We start from the raw sequence: 16,544 nt of genomic DNA, 5'->3' as shown, positions 1-16,544 counted from the left end.
TCATTAAGTTTCTTAATAAATTAAACTAGCTATTATACCTATATAGTTTTAAATATAGGTAGATTACTATTTAAAACTATACAAAGTTAGAATTTTAATCATCTATTTGATTTTTTAATTCATATATTTAACTATTCAATAAATTATCTTTTCTTATTTTGTTTTTTTTCTGTATGTTTGCCTGAATGTAATTCTAATTGTTGATGTCTAAAGTCTCGATTGCCAAATAATTTTAATATATACATTAATGGCTGATGATTTTCTCCAACCAAACCAATTAACTCGATAAACAACTCCAAACCAAATAAGCAAGCAATAATTAATAAAACTGAAGCAATATGACTAGCATAGCTGAATAATAAAGCAACAAAAGAAAAAACTAATGCTAGGCCATAGATCGTCATCACAGCACCTTTATGTGTGAAGCCTAAAGACAATAAACGATGATGCAGATGCATTCGATCTGCAGAAGCAATTGGCTGTTTATTTAACAGTCTACGAATAATAGCATAAATTGTATCAGTCATTGGTACACCAAGAATAATCAAAGGGGTAATTAGTGTAATAAAGGTAGCATTTTTCAATCCTTGAAGCGACATAACTGCAATCATAAATCCTAGGAATAATGCTCCTGTATCTCCTAAAAAAAGTTTAGCTGGATAGAAGTTATAAGGAAAAAAGCCAGCGATACTTGCAACCAAAATAAATATCACAATTGGAACATAACTTGTTTTAGCGTTGAGAAAAAAATACCCGATTAATCCAATTGTTGTTAATCCAATTATTGAAACACCAGAAGCTAAACCATCTAATCCATCAATTAAGTTAATGGCGTTTGTAATTGCAAAAATCCATAAAACTGTTAATGGTAAGCTAAATAAATGCAAATCAACATAATGAAAAATAGGTAGAGTAATGAATTCAATCCGAATATCAGGGAGAAGAAAATAAATAACTAAGGCTGCTAACAAGATACCGACTGTTTTTGGAAGTGGCTCTAATTCTTTAATATCATCAATCAAACCAGTCACAATAACAATTCCCCCTGCTGAGAGAATAGGTGTAATATACCTAAGTGGAATAATTGAATGAAATAAAAATAAACATGAGAATGTAAAAGCAAAAAAAATAGCTAGGCCTCCAGCCGTTGGCATGATTTTAGTATTCACTCGTCGTTCACCAGGTTCATCATAGGCACCTATTCGAAAGGCTAACAATTTAATGAGTGGTGTAAGTATTAAAGATAAAATAAAGGTAATAAAAAGGCGAATAAACACCTTATAAATAAAAATAGACATAAGGAGACCTGCTTTCTGATATTCAAAATATACTAACATATACTTCTCTTTATTTATAATAGATCAGTCATATATTTATAAATTTTAAGGTTATATTTAAATTCATATATTTTGATATTATTTTTATCCTTTCATTCTTAATGCTTAAATTTTTCTTTTATCTGATCAATTGTACTATTTAACATACCAGATCTTTTCTCAATTCTTTTCTCCGATGAATATTCCTCTACAACTGCATTTATAATTCCACCAAAAATAATAATTGTTGCCGCAAAATTTAACCAGAGTATCAAAACAATAAAACTCCCAATGATTTGATAACCAGCAACTTTAGAATTAAAATACTTAATGTATATTCCAAAGACTTGTGACAATAACATCCAGCCAATTGTTGAAAAAACAGCTCCTGGAATGACTGAACGGATCGTTAATTTTGCGTTTGGAACAACTAAAAAAATTAGGCACATAATTATTAATAAAACAAATAAGGTAACTGGCCATTTTAATGTTTGAAACGTTACAATGAATGAAGTTGGAACTTTAAGGATTGGCTGCAAAAAGTCTAAAATATTTTTACCTAATCCCAAAATAATTACTACCCCAACTAATGCTAGTAATAATAGCAAAATCACCGTTAAGGAAACAATCCGTACAATAATAAAATTTTTCCTTGATTTAACACCATAAGCTTTATTCATAGCAATTTGCAAAGCATTAATGCTTTGACTGGCACTCCATAAAGCTGTCAATGCAGAAACAGACAGCAATCCACCTGAGCGTCTAGTCAGTAGTGATAAAAAGGCAGGTTCAAGATCATGATAGATTGATTCAGGAACAATCTCAGCTAGATAGGGTAACACATGATTTGGATTAATATTTAGATAAGGAAGTAAATTTCCAATCGCTATTAACAATGGAAATAATGATAATAATAAATAATAAGCCACAATTACTGAGGTATTTCCAATTTCTGAATCAATCATCCGTCGTTGAGTCGTTCTAATGAAACGTAGTAAGTTTTTGTTGTCGGTAATTTTTTTCAACAGATTCATTATACAACCTCTCTCATATCTTGTTTCTGCTAGTAAATGTGCTCAATAAGTCAGTTCTTCACCTTGAGAAGTTAAAATTTGAGGTCCTTCTTTTTGGATAGCTAATGTATGTTCAAATTGACAACTTAAGCCGCCATCACGGGTATATGCTGTCCACCCATTTGGATCCATCTTCATTTTCCATGTTCCTGTATTGACCATAGGTTCGATTGTAATGATCATTCCCTCTTTTAAACGTAAACCTTTGCCTGCTATACCATAATGGGGAACTGCAGGATCTTCATGAATCGTTGGACCAATACCGTGACCGATGAAATCACGAACAACAGATAAACCTTCTCCTTCTACATAAGTCTGAATAGCATGACCAATATCACCAATTCGATTGCCAACTTTTGCTTGTTCAATTCCTATATATAAAGCTTTTCTAGTTACATTCATTAAATGATCAATCTCTGATGTAGACTCACCAACAACATAGCTCCAACCAGAATCAGATAATGCACCTTTCAAATCTATACACATATCTACATTGATTAAATCACCATTTTTTAATTCTTTTTTTCTGGGAAATCCATGGCAAATTTCATCATTAATACTACAACAAGTTGCATATTTATAGCCATCATAACCGATTTGAGCTGCAATACCGCCATGTTCTTCGATGAAGTTTCGAACAAATACTTCAATATCCCAACTTGTAACGCCAGGTTTGATGAAAGAACGTAAGTGACGATGAACGTCTGCAAGTAATTCGCCAGACTTTCTCATTTCTTCTATTTCCCTTTTGGATTTTAATGTAATCATCTATTGATCGTCTCCTAAATATTTAAAAGTAAATTATGTAATCTAGCTTATTTTAACATATTTTTTTTAGAAAAAGCCATACTTAACAAAAATAGCTTTTATCTATCTTTATTCAGCTTTACCTTCTCGCTATTTTTCTAAAAAAAACAAAAAATTATAAATTATTTTTAGTCTTTATTTTGTATTTATAATTTAATAATTGAAGATAAAATATAAAAACAATGGTCAATCCTTTTTATAAAAGGTTTGATAGAAAGATACAAATTTAACAATTAGAGAAAAAAGCTTATAATAATTATAGTAAAATGAGCTGGGTAAGTCTTTAATTTATTTAATTTTTATACTAAGTTCAGTCTCCTCTATTATTCTGCAGGTAAAACTGATTATACAAATTTATTTTTAGTATCTCATTATTGGTCTCATTCAACAAAAACTACATTTATTGTTATATTTGTTATTTAATGCGGACAATTTTTTCTTTCACTCTTATTATTTTTATGTATAATGTAAAGGATAATAAATAGATATGAGGCGATTTCTTGAAAAATAAACAACCCCTATTAACAAAAACGTTAATTTCCTTATTAACCTTAACTTGTGGTGTCGTTGTAGCAAATATGTATTATATTCAACCTATTGGAACTCAGATTGCTAAAAGTTTTCATGTAACTACTGGTTCTATTGGTTTAGTTACAATGCTAACACAACTTGGTTATGCTTTTGGACTATTATTTCTAGTTCCCTTAGGAGATAGAATGGATCAGCGAAAATTGATTATACGTATGACTGCTCTTTCATCTATTTCTTTATTGTTCGCTTTCCTAGCACCTACTTATAGTTTTTTTGCTTTCTCTACATTTTTAATTGGATTATTGTCCATTGTTCCACAAATTATTATTCCTTACGGTGCTATCTTGGCAGGTCCAAAAAATCGTGGGAAGATTATGGGAAAACTTCTTAGTGGATTGCTAATTGGTGTTTTATTTTCCCGAACTATTTCTGGTATATTGGCTAGTATACTCCCTTGGAAAAGTATCTATCTTGTTGCCTTAGTTGCAATTGCTATATTGACAATTTTATTAAAATTTAAAATGCCTAAAACTGAAATTCAAAAATCAAGTGATCTTTCTTATCTATACTCCTTAAAAAGTACCCCATATTTGGTTAAATCGCAAATTATTTTACGAGAAGCTGCTATTAATGGCTTTTTTATGTTTGGCACATTTTCTATTTTTTGGTCAACACTCATTTTTTATATTAGTAGCCCAGCTTATCATTGGGGACCTCGTGAAGCAGGTATTTTAGCAGTTTTAGGTTTATCAGGAGCTGCTTCTGCCCCCATTGTTGGTCGCCTTTCTGATGCTTACACACAACGTAATATTGTATTAATGGGCTTATTTATGCAGCTGTTCAGTTTTGTACTTTTATTCTTTTTTGGCAGTCATTTATCGGCTTTATTATTAGCGATTATTTTTTTAGATATTGGTATGCAATTTGGGCAGGTTGCCAATCAAACACGTGTACAAAATTTAGGAGAAGCAGCTAGCAATCGTAATAATACAGTCTTTATGTTTTGTTATTTTATTGGTGGATCATTTGGTTCATTAATTGGTACAATTATGTGGCAACAAGCATGTTGGGTTGGTGTTACGCTTGCTGGGATCACTTTTCAAATTCTTGCCTTTATCTTTCATTTTGTTATTTTTGGTAAAAAACCAAAAATATGAGTTAAAAGAAAAGAACAATAGAGTTATTCTAAAAACTAGGATTTCCAGTCCAATAGAACTAAAAATTCATTTTTTCACTTTTTAACCTACTTCAACTGATTTTAAAATTACTAGATTAATCAATGACTTAAATATAGAAAAGTTGATTGAAATTATTGATATTAAGCATCATCTTCTATTTGAATGATACTTATATAGATATTTATCGAACACTATATTTTTTATTTTAAATAGTATTTATACTTAGAAAAATGTAAAATGGTTGTCTTATGGTGATTTTATAAAATTGAAATGTTGATATTTTAGACTAGTTAACCGAAGAGTCAGTTCAACTCTTTTAACTTTATATTTTCTATCGAAAGGGATTCTGATATAATAAAAATGAATGACGTAGAGGAGGAACAAAAATGACTCTAGCAAAAATTGTTTATGCGAGTATGACTGGTAATACTGAAGAGATAGCCGATATTGTTACCGAAACATTTGAAAATTTAGATATTGATGTAGAAATGAATGAATGTACTCAGGCTGAAGCAGAAGATTTTTTAGATGCTGATATTTGTGTGGTTGCCACTTATACTTATGGAGATGGTGAACTACCAGATGAAATCGTTGATTTTTATGAAGATTTATCTGAATTAGATTTAAATGGAAAGATTTATGGTGTCTGTGGTTCAGGTGATACATTTTATGATGAATTTTGTAAATCGGTGAATGATTTTGATGCTGTATTTGCAAAAACAGGTGCAATGAAGGGCGCTGAAAATGTCAAGGTTGATCTGGCACCTGAGGAAGAAGATGTTCAAAATTTAGAAGTCTTTGCAAAATCATTAGTAAAATCCTTAAAATAAACAACATGAGTTGATAAGTATCTTTTTCTTTTAGGCGAAAAAGATACTTATCTCAAAATTTTTAAAACGTTATTCCGTTATTATTTCAATAGGATGTTCCCATCCTAAAATGGCATCAATACTTTCTTTCATCAGATGTTTAATTTGTTCTTCTGTTGTATGGATAACATCTGTACCCATCAATGCAGCCAATCCTGTTGAAACAATCCATATTCCTGTATACAAAGCATTAATTTGTTCATCTGTTAGGTTTTTATATCTACTATCTGTTTTTAAAGTATCAAAAAAATGCGTATAAGAGAAAACTTGCATTCTTTTTCCTTCACCATATTCTTCTAAATAAAGTGCATGATAAAATTTACTTTCATTTTTAGCAAAATGAATATAACTCAATGATAAATCAACAACTTTATCCCCTGTGTGTACTACCGAAAAGACATCTTTTATCAAATATTTATTAATCTTCTTAAAAAGTTCTTCTTTTAAATCATTCATGTTCTTAAACTCTAAATAGATAGGTTGAGTAGAGCATTTCATTTTTGCTGCAATATTCCGTGCAGTAAATTTAGAAAAGCCCTCATTAGCTATTATTTCATAAGCAGCGTTTAAAATCTGTTCTTTAGTAATCGTTTTTCTACGCGCCATATTCTAAGTCTCCTTTATCTTTTTGCTATATAACACTTTTTAGAGGCGATCTTAAGATCATTGTAACATTTTTTAATCATTGTGAAAATAATATATTTCTTTTTCTAATAATAATATCAACTTTTTCGATTCAATTATATAACAGTAAATGATCGATTTTTTTCATGAGAGAATAATAAAAACCAAACATATAAAGCGCTAACAAGTAGTTGAGCTACAGTGAACAAAATAGAATATATCCTAAATAAATAACAATCAATTCTGATAAATAATCATAAAATTCTCAGCTATCTATTATTAAAAATCAAACAATTTTACTATTTTTTAATTCATATTTATTCATAAATGGTAATTAAAAATAACTTCTATTATTAGATTTCATTTGTATCGAAGTCATTAAGAAAAATAAAATCAATGAAACAAAAAAATAGATCGAACAACCTATCATATATAATGGAAGCTCGTATCTAATTTTTGTCTCTTGTTAAGTTAAAAATGAGTTACTCTCACATTATGATATCTAAATTCTAATATAAAAATTGAATCAGAAGATATAGTTTTCATTGAGTAAAAATGAATAATCAATATATAGACAAACATGTTTGTCTATATACATAAGTATATAAAACGTCTCCGACACGATTTGAACGTGCGACACCTTGCTTAGGAGGCAAGTGCTCTATCCAGCTGAGCTACGAAGACAGAAAGATTTAACAAGTTAACAATAATTTATTTTATGAATAATTTAAATTATCATTCCTTCATTCATAAAATTTTTTTATAACTAGACAGATATCTTTAATAATTTTAGTCGTCTTCTTTCTTTCTGTCAATAGTTAGTTAAATATAATTTATATAAAAGGATAGTGTCTAATGGATTGCCTTAAACAAACAACAATCTATCTATTTTTCAATTTGTTAGTTATCATTTACTGATATAAAAGTTAAAAGATTATTTTAAATAATAATCTTTTAACTTAATTTTTTAGTAAGATTATTCGAAAATAAACTGACTTTTTGTAGTCAAATAAGCCAAGACTAAGAAAAGATATAATTTATTTTAGTCTTTTAAGATTTTAAAAAAAATTGGTCTGTTGTTCTATGCTAGCAAATGATGTTATTTTGAAATTTGTTAGTTATATTTTTCTTTTTTAAAACCATTAAATAAATGTTTGTTACGCGAAAGAATGTTTAGTAAATTTACTATTAAAATTATAAATCGGTCAATTGTTAGATTAGAGCTAGACTTTTTTATTAGCTATATTAATCAAATCCATTATTATCTGCTGTCTTTTTAAACCAATAGCCGCTTTTTTTTATTGTTCGCTTTTGAGCATTTTTTAAATCAACTGAAATAAAACCATATCGATTTTTATATGCATTAAGCCATGACCAATTATCCATACATGTCCACATATGATAACCTTGTACATTGCTTCCTTCCTGGATAGCCTGATGAACCCATTTTAGATGATTGGTAATAAATTCAATCCGGTAATCGTCTTCGATGATTCCTTCATCGTTTTTAAATCGTATTTCATCTTCGAAGCCCATACCGTTTTCAGATATATAACAACGAATATTTTTATAATTTTCCCTTAAGTCAGATAAAATATCATAAATTCCTTTTTCATAAATTTCCCAACCACTATATGGGTTAATCTTTTTCCCCGGCAGGTCATAATCATCATAAAAATCTTCCGGTAAAATTCCTTCTTGATGCTTTTCAATCACTGACTCTTTTTTCTTCACTCGTCTTGGTTGATAATAGTTTATACCTAATAAATCAACCGTATTGTTCGAGATTGCTTGTATATCCTCTGTCATCGTTTGTGGCATTAAATCATTTTCAGCTAACCAATTGCATATAATAGTAGGAAATGAGCCTTTGACAGAAGCATCTAAGAATGAACGATTAAAAAGGCCATCAACCAATTTAGCTGCTTTAACATCTTCTTGATCTTTTGGATTACGTGGATAAGTAGGCGTTAGATTTAATATGATCCCAATTTCTCCCGGTAATTTCATATTATGATAAACTTCTATAGCCTTAGCACTAGACAAAATTTCGTGGTAAGCTACCTGAATGCCATGTTTTAAGTTCCTCTCATCTGGGTAATGCCAACCATAAAGATACCCTCCCTCAACAGGTACAATAGGTTCATTATGTGTAAACCATTTATTCACCCGATCACCAAATAGCTCAAAACAAGTTTTTGCATAATGCACATAAGCATCGACAACTTCTCTATTTAACCAGCCACCTTTTTTTTGTAATTCCATCGGCATATCAAAATGATACAAATTTAAAAATGGTTCAATGTCATTAGCAATCAACCCATCGATCACATGATTATAAAAATCTACTGCCCTAGGATTGACTTTTCTGGTCTGATTATCAGGTATTAAACGACTCCATTGTATTGAGGTTCGAAAAGAAGTATGACCCGTTTTTTTCATTAACTGTATATCTTCTTGATACTTTTCATAAAAGGCAGATGTCGTATCAGGACCTACCTGATTAAAAAATTTTTCTGGATGTTGTGCATACCAGAAATCCCAAATATTTTGTGCCTTGCCATCTTGCGCAAAATTCCCTTCCGTTTGTGTCGCACTGGCAGCTGATCCCCACCAAAAGCCTTTTGGAAACTCATAATTCATTTATTTTTTCTCCCTATTGTTTTTATTTATTTTTTGAAGATTTCATTTCATCATTTAACAATTGAAGTGTAGCTACTTTAACAAATGGCAAATAGACAACAACAGAAATAGCTAAATTAATTGCTGCTAAAATCCCACCGGCAATACTTTGTGTTGCCATGATACCTCCAATAATTGGTGGCATAACCCATGGAGGCATAAAGGTAGCACCAGGAACCAGACCAGTAATAGTTGCTAGATAAGCAGTTGTTGTAAGAAGCATTGGCGTTAAAATAAAGGGGATAAAAAGGACGGGATTCATAACAATCGGAAGTCCAAACATAACGGGCTCATTAATGTTAAAAATACCAGGTGCCACACTTAAATCTGTCACTACCTTATACGGTTTATTCTTACGACCTACTAAAAATACAGCAATTAAAAGCCCCAAGGTTGCTCCGGTTTCGCCTAAGTTTACAAATGAATCGAAAAAAGGTTTATTGACAATATAGGGTAATTCTTTTCCAGATTGTAACGCTCTCATATTTTCTTCAATCGCTGGCATATTGATTGTTTGCATTAAAGGATCAATCATATTTGCACCATGCAACCCGAAAAACCATAAAAATGGAGCAATAAATGCAAGTAATAAAGCCGATGGATAGCTATTGGTTAACCCCATAAAAGGTCTTTGAACAGCTTTATAAAAGGCAATAACCATATTTTCTATGCCAAAGCCAAGCAAGATAGAAGTAATCAAACTAAAAATACTGATTGTAATCATTGCTGGTAACAAGGCTGTAAAAGATTTTGCAATAGCAGGAGGAACACCTTCAGGCATTTTAATGATTAATTTCTTATTTGTCATTAATCGTTGAAAAAGTTCACCAGAAATAATACCAACAAGTAAAGCCATGAAAAGTCCAGTGGAATCTATCCCCTTTAATCCACCAATGGCAAAAAATGAAGCAACAGAAACTGTACCAGCAGCAATTCCATCCTTACCATAAGATCTCACTAGATTATACGCAACTAAAAATGCAATTAAAATAGAAAAAATTGCAAATGTTCCATTCCAAATATTCATGACAAAACTTTTCCAAATTGGTGTATCCTTAACAACTTTTGAAAAAACCTTATTCATAAATTCAGCATAGCCGGGAATGGATAAATTGTTAAGTAAGGTGCCTAAAGCACCTAAAATCATTAAAGTCATGGTGACAACAAAAGAATCACGAATAGCAGTTAAATGCCTTTGTCCTGCAATCATTGAGGCTTTTGGCATAAAATATTTTTCCATCCACTGAACAAACCCATTCATTTTTTATTTCTCCTTTTTTATACAAATTAACTTTTATATAGCATTATACACATATTATTGACTAACGATGAACTTCATTAAGCTGACGATAAACCTCAATAAATTCTTTGGCTAAATCTGTAAAAGCAATGGCTGTCATTAAATGATCCTGACTATGTACTGTTAATAAACTAATTGGAACTGATTCGCCTTTAGCTTCTTGTGTTAACATCGCTGTTTGTGAATGATGGGCTTGCACCAAAGAGTTTTCTGCATCCTTAATTTTTTGATCAGCTAATTCGAAGTCTCCTTTTTTAGCAGCTGTTATTGCTTCCATAGCATCACTTTTAGCATTACCACCATAAACGATTAGATGCATCGCTACTTCTAGATTATTTGTTTTCTCTTCCATTATTTTTCCCCTTTCTTATCCTTTATTTTCTCCAATTAAGAAAAGTGCTTGATTTAGTACATTTTCACCATTCATCATGCCATAATCTGACATATTGATAACATCTACGGGAATATTTTTGTCGCTTAATTTAGATTCAAATTGATCTTTCATAAAACGTACCTGTTGTCCCAACAATAAAACATCGACTGATTTATTTTCCAAATTTGTATCCACATCGGAGGCAGAAACAGCAAAAATATCCACGTCTATTCCTTTTGCCTCTGCTGCTTTTTCCATTTTAGTTACTAATAAACTTGTGCTCATTCCTGCTGAACAAGCTAGCATAATTGTTTTCTTTACCATAATAATCACTCCTAAATTTTTTGTATACTCTTTTATATGCAAAAAGCATGCCAAAATAAGCAGCCTAAATCTTTGATCGATCATGTTTAGGCTGCTTTTTCCTTGCACACACACTAAAAAAATATGTACACACTATTATTTTAGTTCTATTTAGTTTCTTTTAATTTATTCTCATGAAATATTTCAATTAAATAAGCAATTTCATCTATTGGAAAAATAATCTGATAATTTTTTTCTAGTATCATGATATTTGCTTGGATAATATCTACTTCTAAATGATATTTCTCTATAAATTCAGTTAGGTGTGAAAATACTCTTAATTTTTTCTTTGTTAATAGTGAATCAACCAAAAAAGCTAAATGAATAATGATACCCATTTCAACATCTGATCTAATGATACAGTGCATATCTTTTTGAATTTGACAAACAATTTTCTGAAGTAAAAGGATTAGTTGTTCTAAAGAAGTGACAGAAGTAATTGTTTGCTGTAAAGAAGCAACGATTTTTTCTACCGACCATTCATCATTGACCAAGCATTTTAAATAGTCTAATTTTTTATGGTTAAAAATATCAAGAGCAGAGAAAAACGGTATTTTTTGATACCCAATATCTACGGTTCCCACAATTGCTCTAATATCATAAGATTCAGTTAAGTGCTTTATTCGTTTTTTAAACACGTCTTTCTCTATAAATTGCATCTGAATAATTTCAACCTTATTTCCATCAATAACAGATAAAATCTTTTTATGAAGTTTAGCTGCTACTCCTTCACCAGTAAAACAAGTGACAATAATAGCTATTTTCTTTTTTTTAGTTGTTTTTTCACAATGATCAAATTGTTCTAACAAATTATTTTCAAATATCAATTGAATGCTTTGATAAATATCTGATAAACTTTTTCCAATATTTGCCATACGAATGGCTTCAAGTACAACCATTGTACTTGTCAACGTAACCACTTTTGTTGGTATTTTTGTTTCCTCATAAATCATCGTACCAAAAGAATTTAACGAACCCATATCTGTTAGCAACAGGATACCTTTGGTAAAATTTTTACGATTAGATAAAACATAATTTCTTAATTGCTCATAGATTAATTGAACGTCCATTGTTAAAGGGAGATTCATCGCAATACCATATTTAATCTCTAAAATTTCTTGTGCCGTTTTCAGCATGCTGGTTGCTGTTGCCCCCCATGCATTAAAACAATAACAGTCACCTTTGTTTTAGGTATTTCTTCTTCCTTATTTACATTAATTGCTAAAAACATACAAATAAACCCAATTTCATCAAAGGGAATTTCAATGGCTTGTTTTTCCTCAATGATTGATGCTAAATCTATCGCTACTTGAAATTCTTTTTTCATGTTTTTTCTTATACTATTTAAATCAGGATGAATAACACGATGATTTTTTTTGATCCGCTCCATAGTACTCTGTAGATGAAGCGCAAAAGCAAAGCGTGCATTTTCCTCATATTTTCTATCCAATTTTTTCTCTGCTATATCGTATAACTGATTGGTTAGATTCCAAAATGATTCCGGTATTAATTCCTTATGTATAGAATATTGTGTCAGTTCATTTACATAAGTCTGAAAATAAGCTTCAACATCCTTGGTAATTAACTGTTCTAAATCGACTTTTTTCATTTCTTTTGTTGACAAGTTAGCAATTTTTTCTTCAATTTCTTGATAAATTTGCATATTTTTAGTTGGATCCTGAGCCCAAACGATATCTTTATTTCCAGGTTTAAAGGTCAAATAATTCATTTTACTATCAACAAAACGCACTAAATGATTTGGCAATTCTTTGACCTTAAGTAATCCTTTTTGAACTTGTAGAGGCAAATCATATTTATGTATGGTTAATTTTTTTTCTCCATGTGTCTTATAATGAAGAAATGCTTTGGCACAAACTAACTTTAGATCACGCTTTACCTGTCCAATATTTCCTTCTGCATTATAAAGCATAAAAGCTAAAACAACTTCTCTCTCCAAATCAATTGGCAAATTTAACCGATTAGCTTCCTGCTTAATAAACAGAGAAATAATTTCATACCGTTCATCCAAAGAACGTGTTGCAAGAGGTGGTAGTGTAATAACCATTGGGATACGACGATTGAATGTCTGAAGTAGTACTTCAGATGTCTCAGTCGTTGCGCAAATAAGTTGTACATTTGCTTGATAAGAACGCTCACTCTCACCTAATGGACGATAGCTTCCTTTGTCTATCACCATGAAAAGCATTTCCTGTCCCTCAGGTGGTAGTCGATGAATTTCATCTAAAAATAATATTCCTCCATCTGCCTTCGTAATTAATCCTTTGCTGTCGGCTGTAGCACCTATATAGGCACCTTTTTTTACACCAAAGATGTGGGCAAATAGCAGATGTGAATTTTGTGCATAATCTGCACAATTAAAAGAAACAAACGGTGACTGTTCGGATAATATCTTTGTGTTTACAGCAAAATGATACATACACTCTGCAAATAATGACTTCCCAGTTCCTGTTTCTCCAAAAATAATTGTATGTAGTCCCCTTGGTGGATATAAAACAGCTGCCTTTGCTTGCTGTATACTTACTTTTAACGATTCATCTACACCGACAAGACTGTCAAAAGTAATCTTCTTTTCTGAGAATTCTTCTATATTTTTTTTCTATTTTCTGGAAGAAAATAAATAACCGGACGACCATTCTTTTTAGAAATCTGTTGTTCTTTGTATAATTCATTTAAATAACGACTAGAGCTACTTCGACCAATCGCCAATTTTTCTGCTACTTCTTTGGCAATTAAGCCTTGCTTACTTTCTTTGAGTAAATTTATTATTTCTTTTTGCTTTTTTTGCATGTGTCCTCCTTAGTACATATTTTGCTTATTTTTATAATTTAACAAAATAGTGGCTAATAAATCAGATGGTCAAATAAGCAATAAATGAAGCATTTTATCCTTTTTTCTTTGGTTTTTGTTTTTTTGGTTTATCTACTTTTTTATTTAGCTTAGGCGTGGTTTGTAATTCTCCATTATAAAGAAATAGTTCCTGGGTTGTATATCCTAATGATTGAAGCAAACGCTTGTAATCTCTTTTTGTTCGATCATCAATGAATGTGATGATTTTTCCGTCTTCTCCCATTCTACCTACCCGACCAGCACGATGTAAATAACTTTCTTTGGTAAGAGGAACTTCCATATTCACAACATAGGGAACTTGTTGAAAATCTAGTCCACGAGCAGCCAACTCTGTTGTCAATAATAATGAAACTCGTTTATTTGTAAATTGATCAATGGCTAAACGTCGCAATTGTTTATTTTGATCTGATGCCAGTCCAATGACTGGTATTTGTTCAAATAATAATTTTTCCTCTGCTGTTCCTAAATTGGAAACTTGATTAAAGAACACAATACTAGAGAAGTTTGGAATAAATGTTAATTTTTTTAATGTCTCTAATTTTTTTCTTTGCGAAACTTCTAGATAGTAATGCCTAAGTGTTCCGGCATGTTGCATATCTTCTTTTATTTCAACCACCTGCAAAGAATTCACTAAATTTTCAGCTTCTGTTAATACATTTTTAGCCGTTGCCGAGAAGAAAACGATCTGATAATTAAAAGCACTGTAATTTAAAAGTTGTTTGGTAATCGTTAATTCATCTTGCTGTAATAATTGATCAACTTCATCGATAACAATTGTTCGTAAGGAGTTGCTTTTAATTTTTTTCATTTTCATAAGTTCAAAAATTCTTCCTGGTGTTCCTACTACAATTTCTGGTTTTTGTTTCAACTTTTCAACCTGCCGATGAATATTCGCTCCACCGATCAAAACTTGTGTTTTTAATTGAAGAAGCTTTCCCCATTCTTGAGCCACCCTTGTTATTTGCATAGCTAATTCTTGTGAAGGTGCAATGATTAAAAGCTGATTGCCACTATCTTTTTTAACATTTAATAATAAAGGTAGAAGGTAAGCTAGAGTCTTTCCAGTTCCAGTTGGTGAAACACCCAAAACACTTTTATTCTCTTTTAAAGGTAAAAAACTTTTTTCTTGAATTTTTGTTGGTTCTTTAAAACCAGAAGTCTGCCAATGTTGTTGCCAAACTTCTGGAAGTTGGTTCATATATGACATATTATTCCTTTCTATTGCTAAACTTCGTTATTTTTGTCTGCATCAAAAACGATACCCGCATCTTTTCTTAAATCTGTAAGTACTTGATTGACATTACGTGCAAGCATTAACCATTCTTCATAGTATACTTGCCAATTTGAGTCATCGACATTTCCAATGACAGCTGCAAAATCCTCTGCTTCTTCTGTCATTGGATTTACTTCTGGCTCAATCGAAATTTGGTCGCGTTCTTGACGTTCACGATCACAGTATTCCGCTACACCAATTGAAGCTATACCATCTAAGGATAAAGTCCCATTATCAAAATAGATCTCAGAACCAATAAATGAATCGACAATTTTGCCTAATTGTAAGGTGACATTAAAATGGTCATAACATAAGATGGCTGTTCCCATGCCATCAACTCCTGTTCTAATTTTATAAGCAGTGTACTTACATGTTTTGGGCATACCAAACCAACTTAATGCAGCATATACTAAATATACACCTAAATCCATCAACGCTCCACCAGAAAAATGTGGCGAGAAAACATTTGGTTCTTCTCCGTCTATTACTTTATCATATCTAGATGAGTATTGCATAAGTGTAAAGGATGCTCCATATATACGATCCTTTAACGGCAATAATTCGGTAATTTTTTTGAATCCTTTTTCATGAATATTACGAGCAGCTTCAAAAAAGTATACATGATTTTCTTTTGCTAATTCAATAATTTCTTTCATTTCACTAGGTGTTGAGAAAGCTGGTTTTTCTACAATAACATTCTTTTTCGCTAAAATTGCTTGTTTTGCTTGTTCGGAATGTAATGAGTTAGGTGAAGCAATATAGACAGTATCCATGTGATCTATCTTTAGAAATACACTTAATTCAATTGCATATTCTACATTATCATAATTTTCACCAAATTTTTGTGCGGTTTCTAATTTTCTTGAGTAAATTGCTGTTAGATCATACTTATTCGTTGCCAATGCTGCTTCAACAAATTGACGAGTAATCCAATTTGTACCAATTACGCCTAAATGAATCATATGTTTCACCTTTCTTTATCAAAATTTTTGATTTTCTAAAAGGAAAAAAGTCCTCTTATCTATTATAGCAATAGATAGAAAATAATAGATAGAAAAATAACTTATTATTCTATCTATTTCTTTAATAAGAATTTATCTTAATCGATTATCTATTGTTAACTTATTTTTTATCTTTCCATAACTACCGAATAAATATTACAAACGATACATTTTTATTTGTTGAATAACTAATGCTTTTTTATTATGATCAAATTATCAATTCCTGAATACCAACTATTTATTTTATAATCGTTTGTCCTACAGATTGTAAATCTCTACTAATATA

12 protein-coding genes, 1 tRNA gene and 1 pseudogene are annotated in these 16,544 nt (G+C 30.8%); 2 read left to right on the top strand and 12 right to left on the bottom strand.

The window, feature by feature from the left end; genetic code table 11:
- Positions 1-143: 143 nt before the first annotated feature.
- From MPTP_RS03545 to map, 3 genes are all read right to left on the bottom strand, one after another.
- Positions 144-1,298 (bottom strand): glycosyltransferase family 4 protein, encoded by a 1,155-nt coding sequence (locus MPTP_RS03545; protein WP_013773701.1) that lies wholly within the window; start codon positions 1,296-1,298, stop codon positions 144-146.
- Between the two features lie 137 nt (positions 1,299-1,435).
- A complete protein-coding gene (locus MPTP_RS03540; protein WP_013773700.1) occupies positions 1,436-2,350 on the bottom strand; it encodes a YihY/virulence factor BrkB family protein in 915 nt (304 codons plus the stop codon).
- Between the two features lie 42 nt (positions 2,351-2,392).
- Complete coding sequence (gene map, locus MPTP_RS03535) at positions 2,393-3,157, bottom strand: type I methionyl aminopeptidase (protein ID WP_013773699.1); 765 nt, start codon at positions 3,155-3,157, stop codon at positions 2,393-2,395.
- Between the two features lie 539 nt (positions 3,158-3,696).
- On the opposite strand from map, the gene MPTP_RS03530 reads away from it, so the two are divergent.
- Positions 3,697-4,884 carry an MFS transporter gene (locus MPTP_RS03530; protein WP_013773698.1) on the top strand — a complete coding sequence of 396 codons (1,188 nt, stop codon included), beginning with the start codon at positions 3,697-3,699 and terminating at the stop codon, positions 4,882-4,884.
- 407 nt (positions 4,885-5,291) lie between these two features.
- Positions 5,292-5,735 carry a flavodoxin gene (locus tag MPTP_RS03525; RefSeq protein ID WP_013773697.1) on the top strand — a complete coding sequence of 148 codons (444 nt, stop codon included), beginning with the start codon at positions 5,292-5,294 and terminating at the stop codon, positions 5,733-5,735.
- 69 nt (positions 5,736-5,804) lie between these two features.
- On the opposite strand, the gene MPTP_RS03520 is transcribed toward MPTP_RS03525, so the two are convergent.
- From MPTP_RS03520 to MPTP_RS03475, 9 genes and pseudogenes are all read right to left on the bottom strand, one after another.
- Positions 5,805-6,380, bottom strand: coding sequence for a TetR/AcrR family transcriptional regulator (locus MPTP_RS03520; protein ID WP_013773696.1), 576 nt, complete (start codon positions 6,378-6,380; stop codon positions 5,805-5,807).
- 628 nt (positions 6,381-7,008) lie between these two features.
- A tRNA-Arg gene (locus MPTP_RS03515) sits at positions 7,009-7,082 on the bottom strand.
- A 561-nt stretch (positions 7,083-7,643) separates the two neighbouring features.
- Positions 7,644-9,041 (bottom strand): glycoside hydrolase family 1 protein, encoded by a 1,398-nt coding sequence (locus tag MPTP_RS03510; RefSeq protein ID WP_013773695.1) that lies wholly within the window; start codon positions 9,039-9,041, stop codon positions 7,644-7,646.
- A 22-nt stretch (positions 9,042-9,063) separates the two neighbouring features.
- Complete coding sequence (locus MPTP_RS03505) at positions 9,064-10,341, bottom strand: PTS sugar transporter subunit IIC (RefSeq protein WP_013773694.1); 1,278 nt, start codon at positions 10,339-10,341, stop codon at positions 9,064-9,066.
- Positions 10,342-10,402: 61 nt separating this feature from the next.
- Entirely contained in the window at positions 10,403-10,732 is a 330-nt protein-coding gene (locus MPTP_RS03500) for a PTS lactose/cellobiose transporter subunit IIA (protein ID WP_013773693.1), read from the bottom strand.
- A 15-nt stretch (positions 10,733-10,747) separates the two neighbouring features.
- Positions 10,748-11,077, bottom strand: coding sequence for a PTS sugar transporter subunit IIB (locus MPTP_RS03495; RefSeq protein ID WP_013773692.1), 330 nt, complete (start codon positions 11,075-11,077; stop codon positions 10,748-10,750).
- Between the two features lie 146 nt (positions 11,078-11,223).
- Positions 11,224-13,924, bottom strand: a pseudogene (locus MPTP_RS03490) (sigma 54-interacting transcriptional regulator).
- 94 nt (positions 13,925-14,018) lie between these two features.
- The gene (locus MPTP_RS03480; RefSeq protein ID WP_013773688.1) at positions 14,019-15,191 is read right to left on the bottom strand and encodes a DEAD/DEAH box helicase; all 1,173 of its coding nucleotides are present in this window, start codon (positions 15,189-15,191) and stop codon (positions 14,019-14,021) included.
- Between the two features lie 17 nt (positions 15,192-15,208).
- The gene (locus tag MPTP_RS03475; protein ID WP_013773687.1) at positions 15,209-16,219 is read right to left on the bottom strand and encodes a Gfo/Idh/MocA family protein; all 1,011 of its coding nucleotides are present in this window, start codon (positions 16,217-16,219) and stop codon (positions 15,209-15,211) included.
- Positions 16,220-16,544: the final 325 nt, after the last annotated feature.

It is taken from the genome of Melissococcus plutonius ATCC 35311 (assembly GCF_000270185.1).
Classification (GTDB): domain Bacteria; phylum Bacillota; class Bacilli; order Lactobacillales; family Enterococcaceae; genus Melissococcus; species Melissococcus plutonius.
The sequence above is the reverse complement of the archived record's forward strand: the minus strand, read 5'-3'. Positions and strand labels throughout refer to the sequence as shown.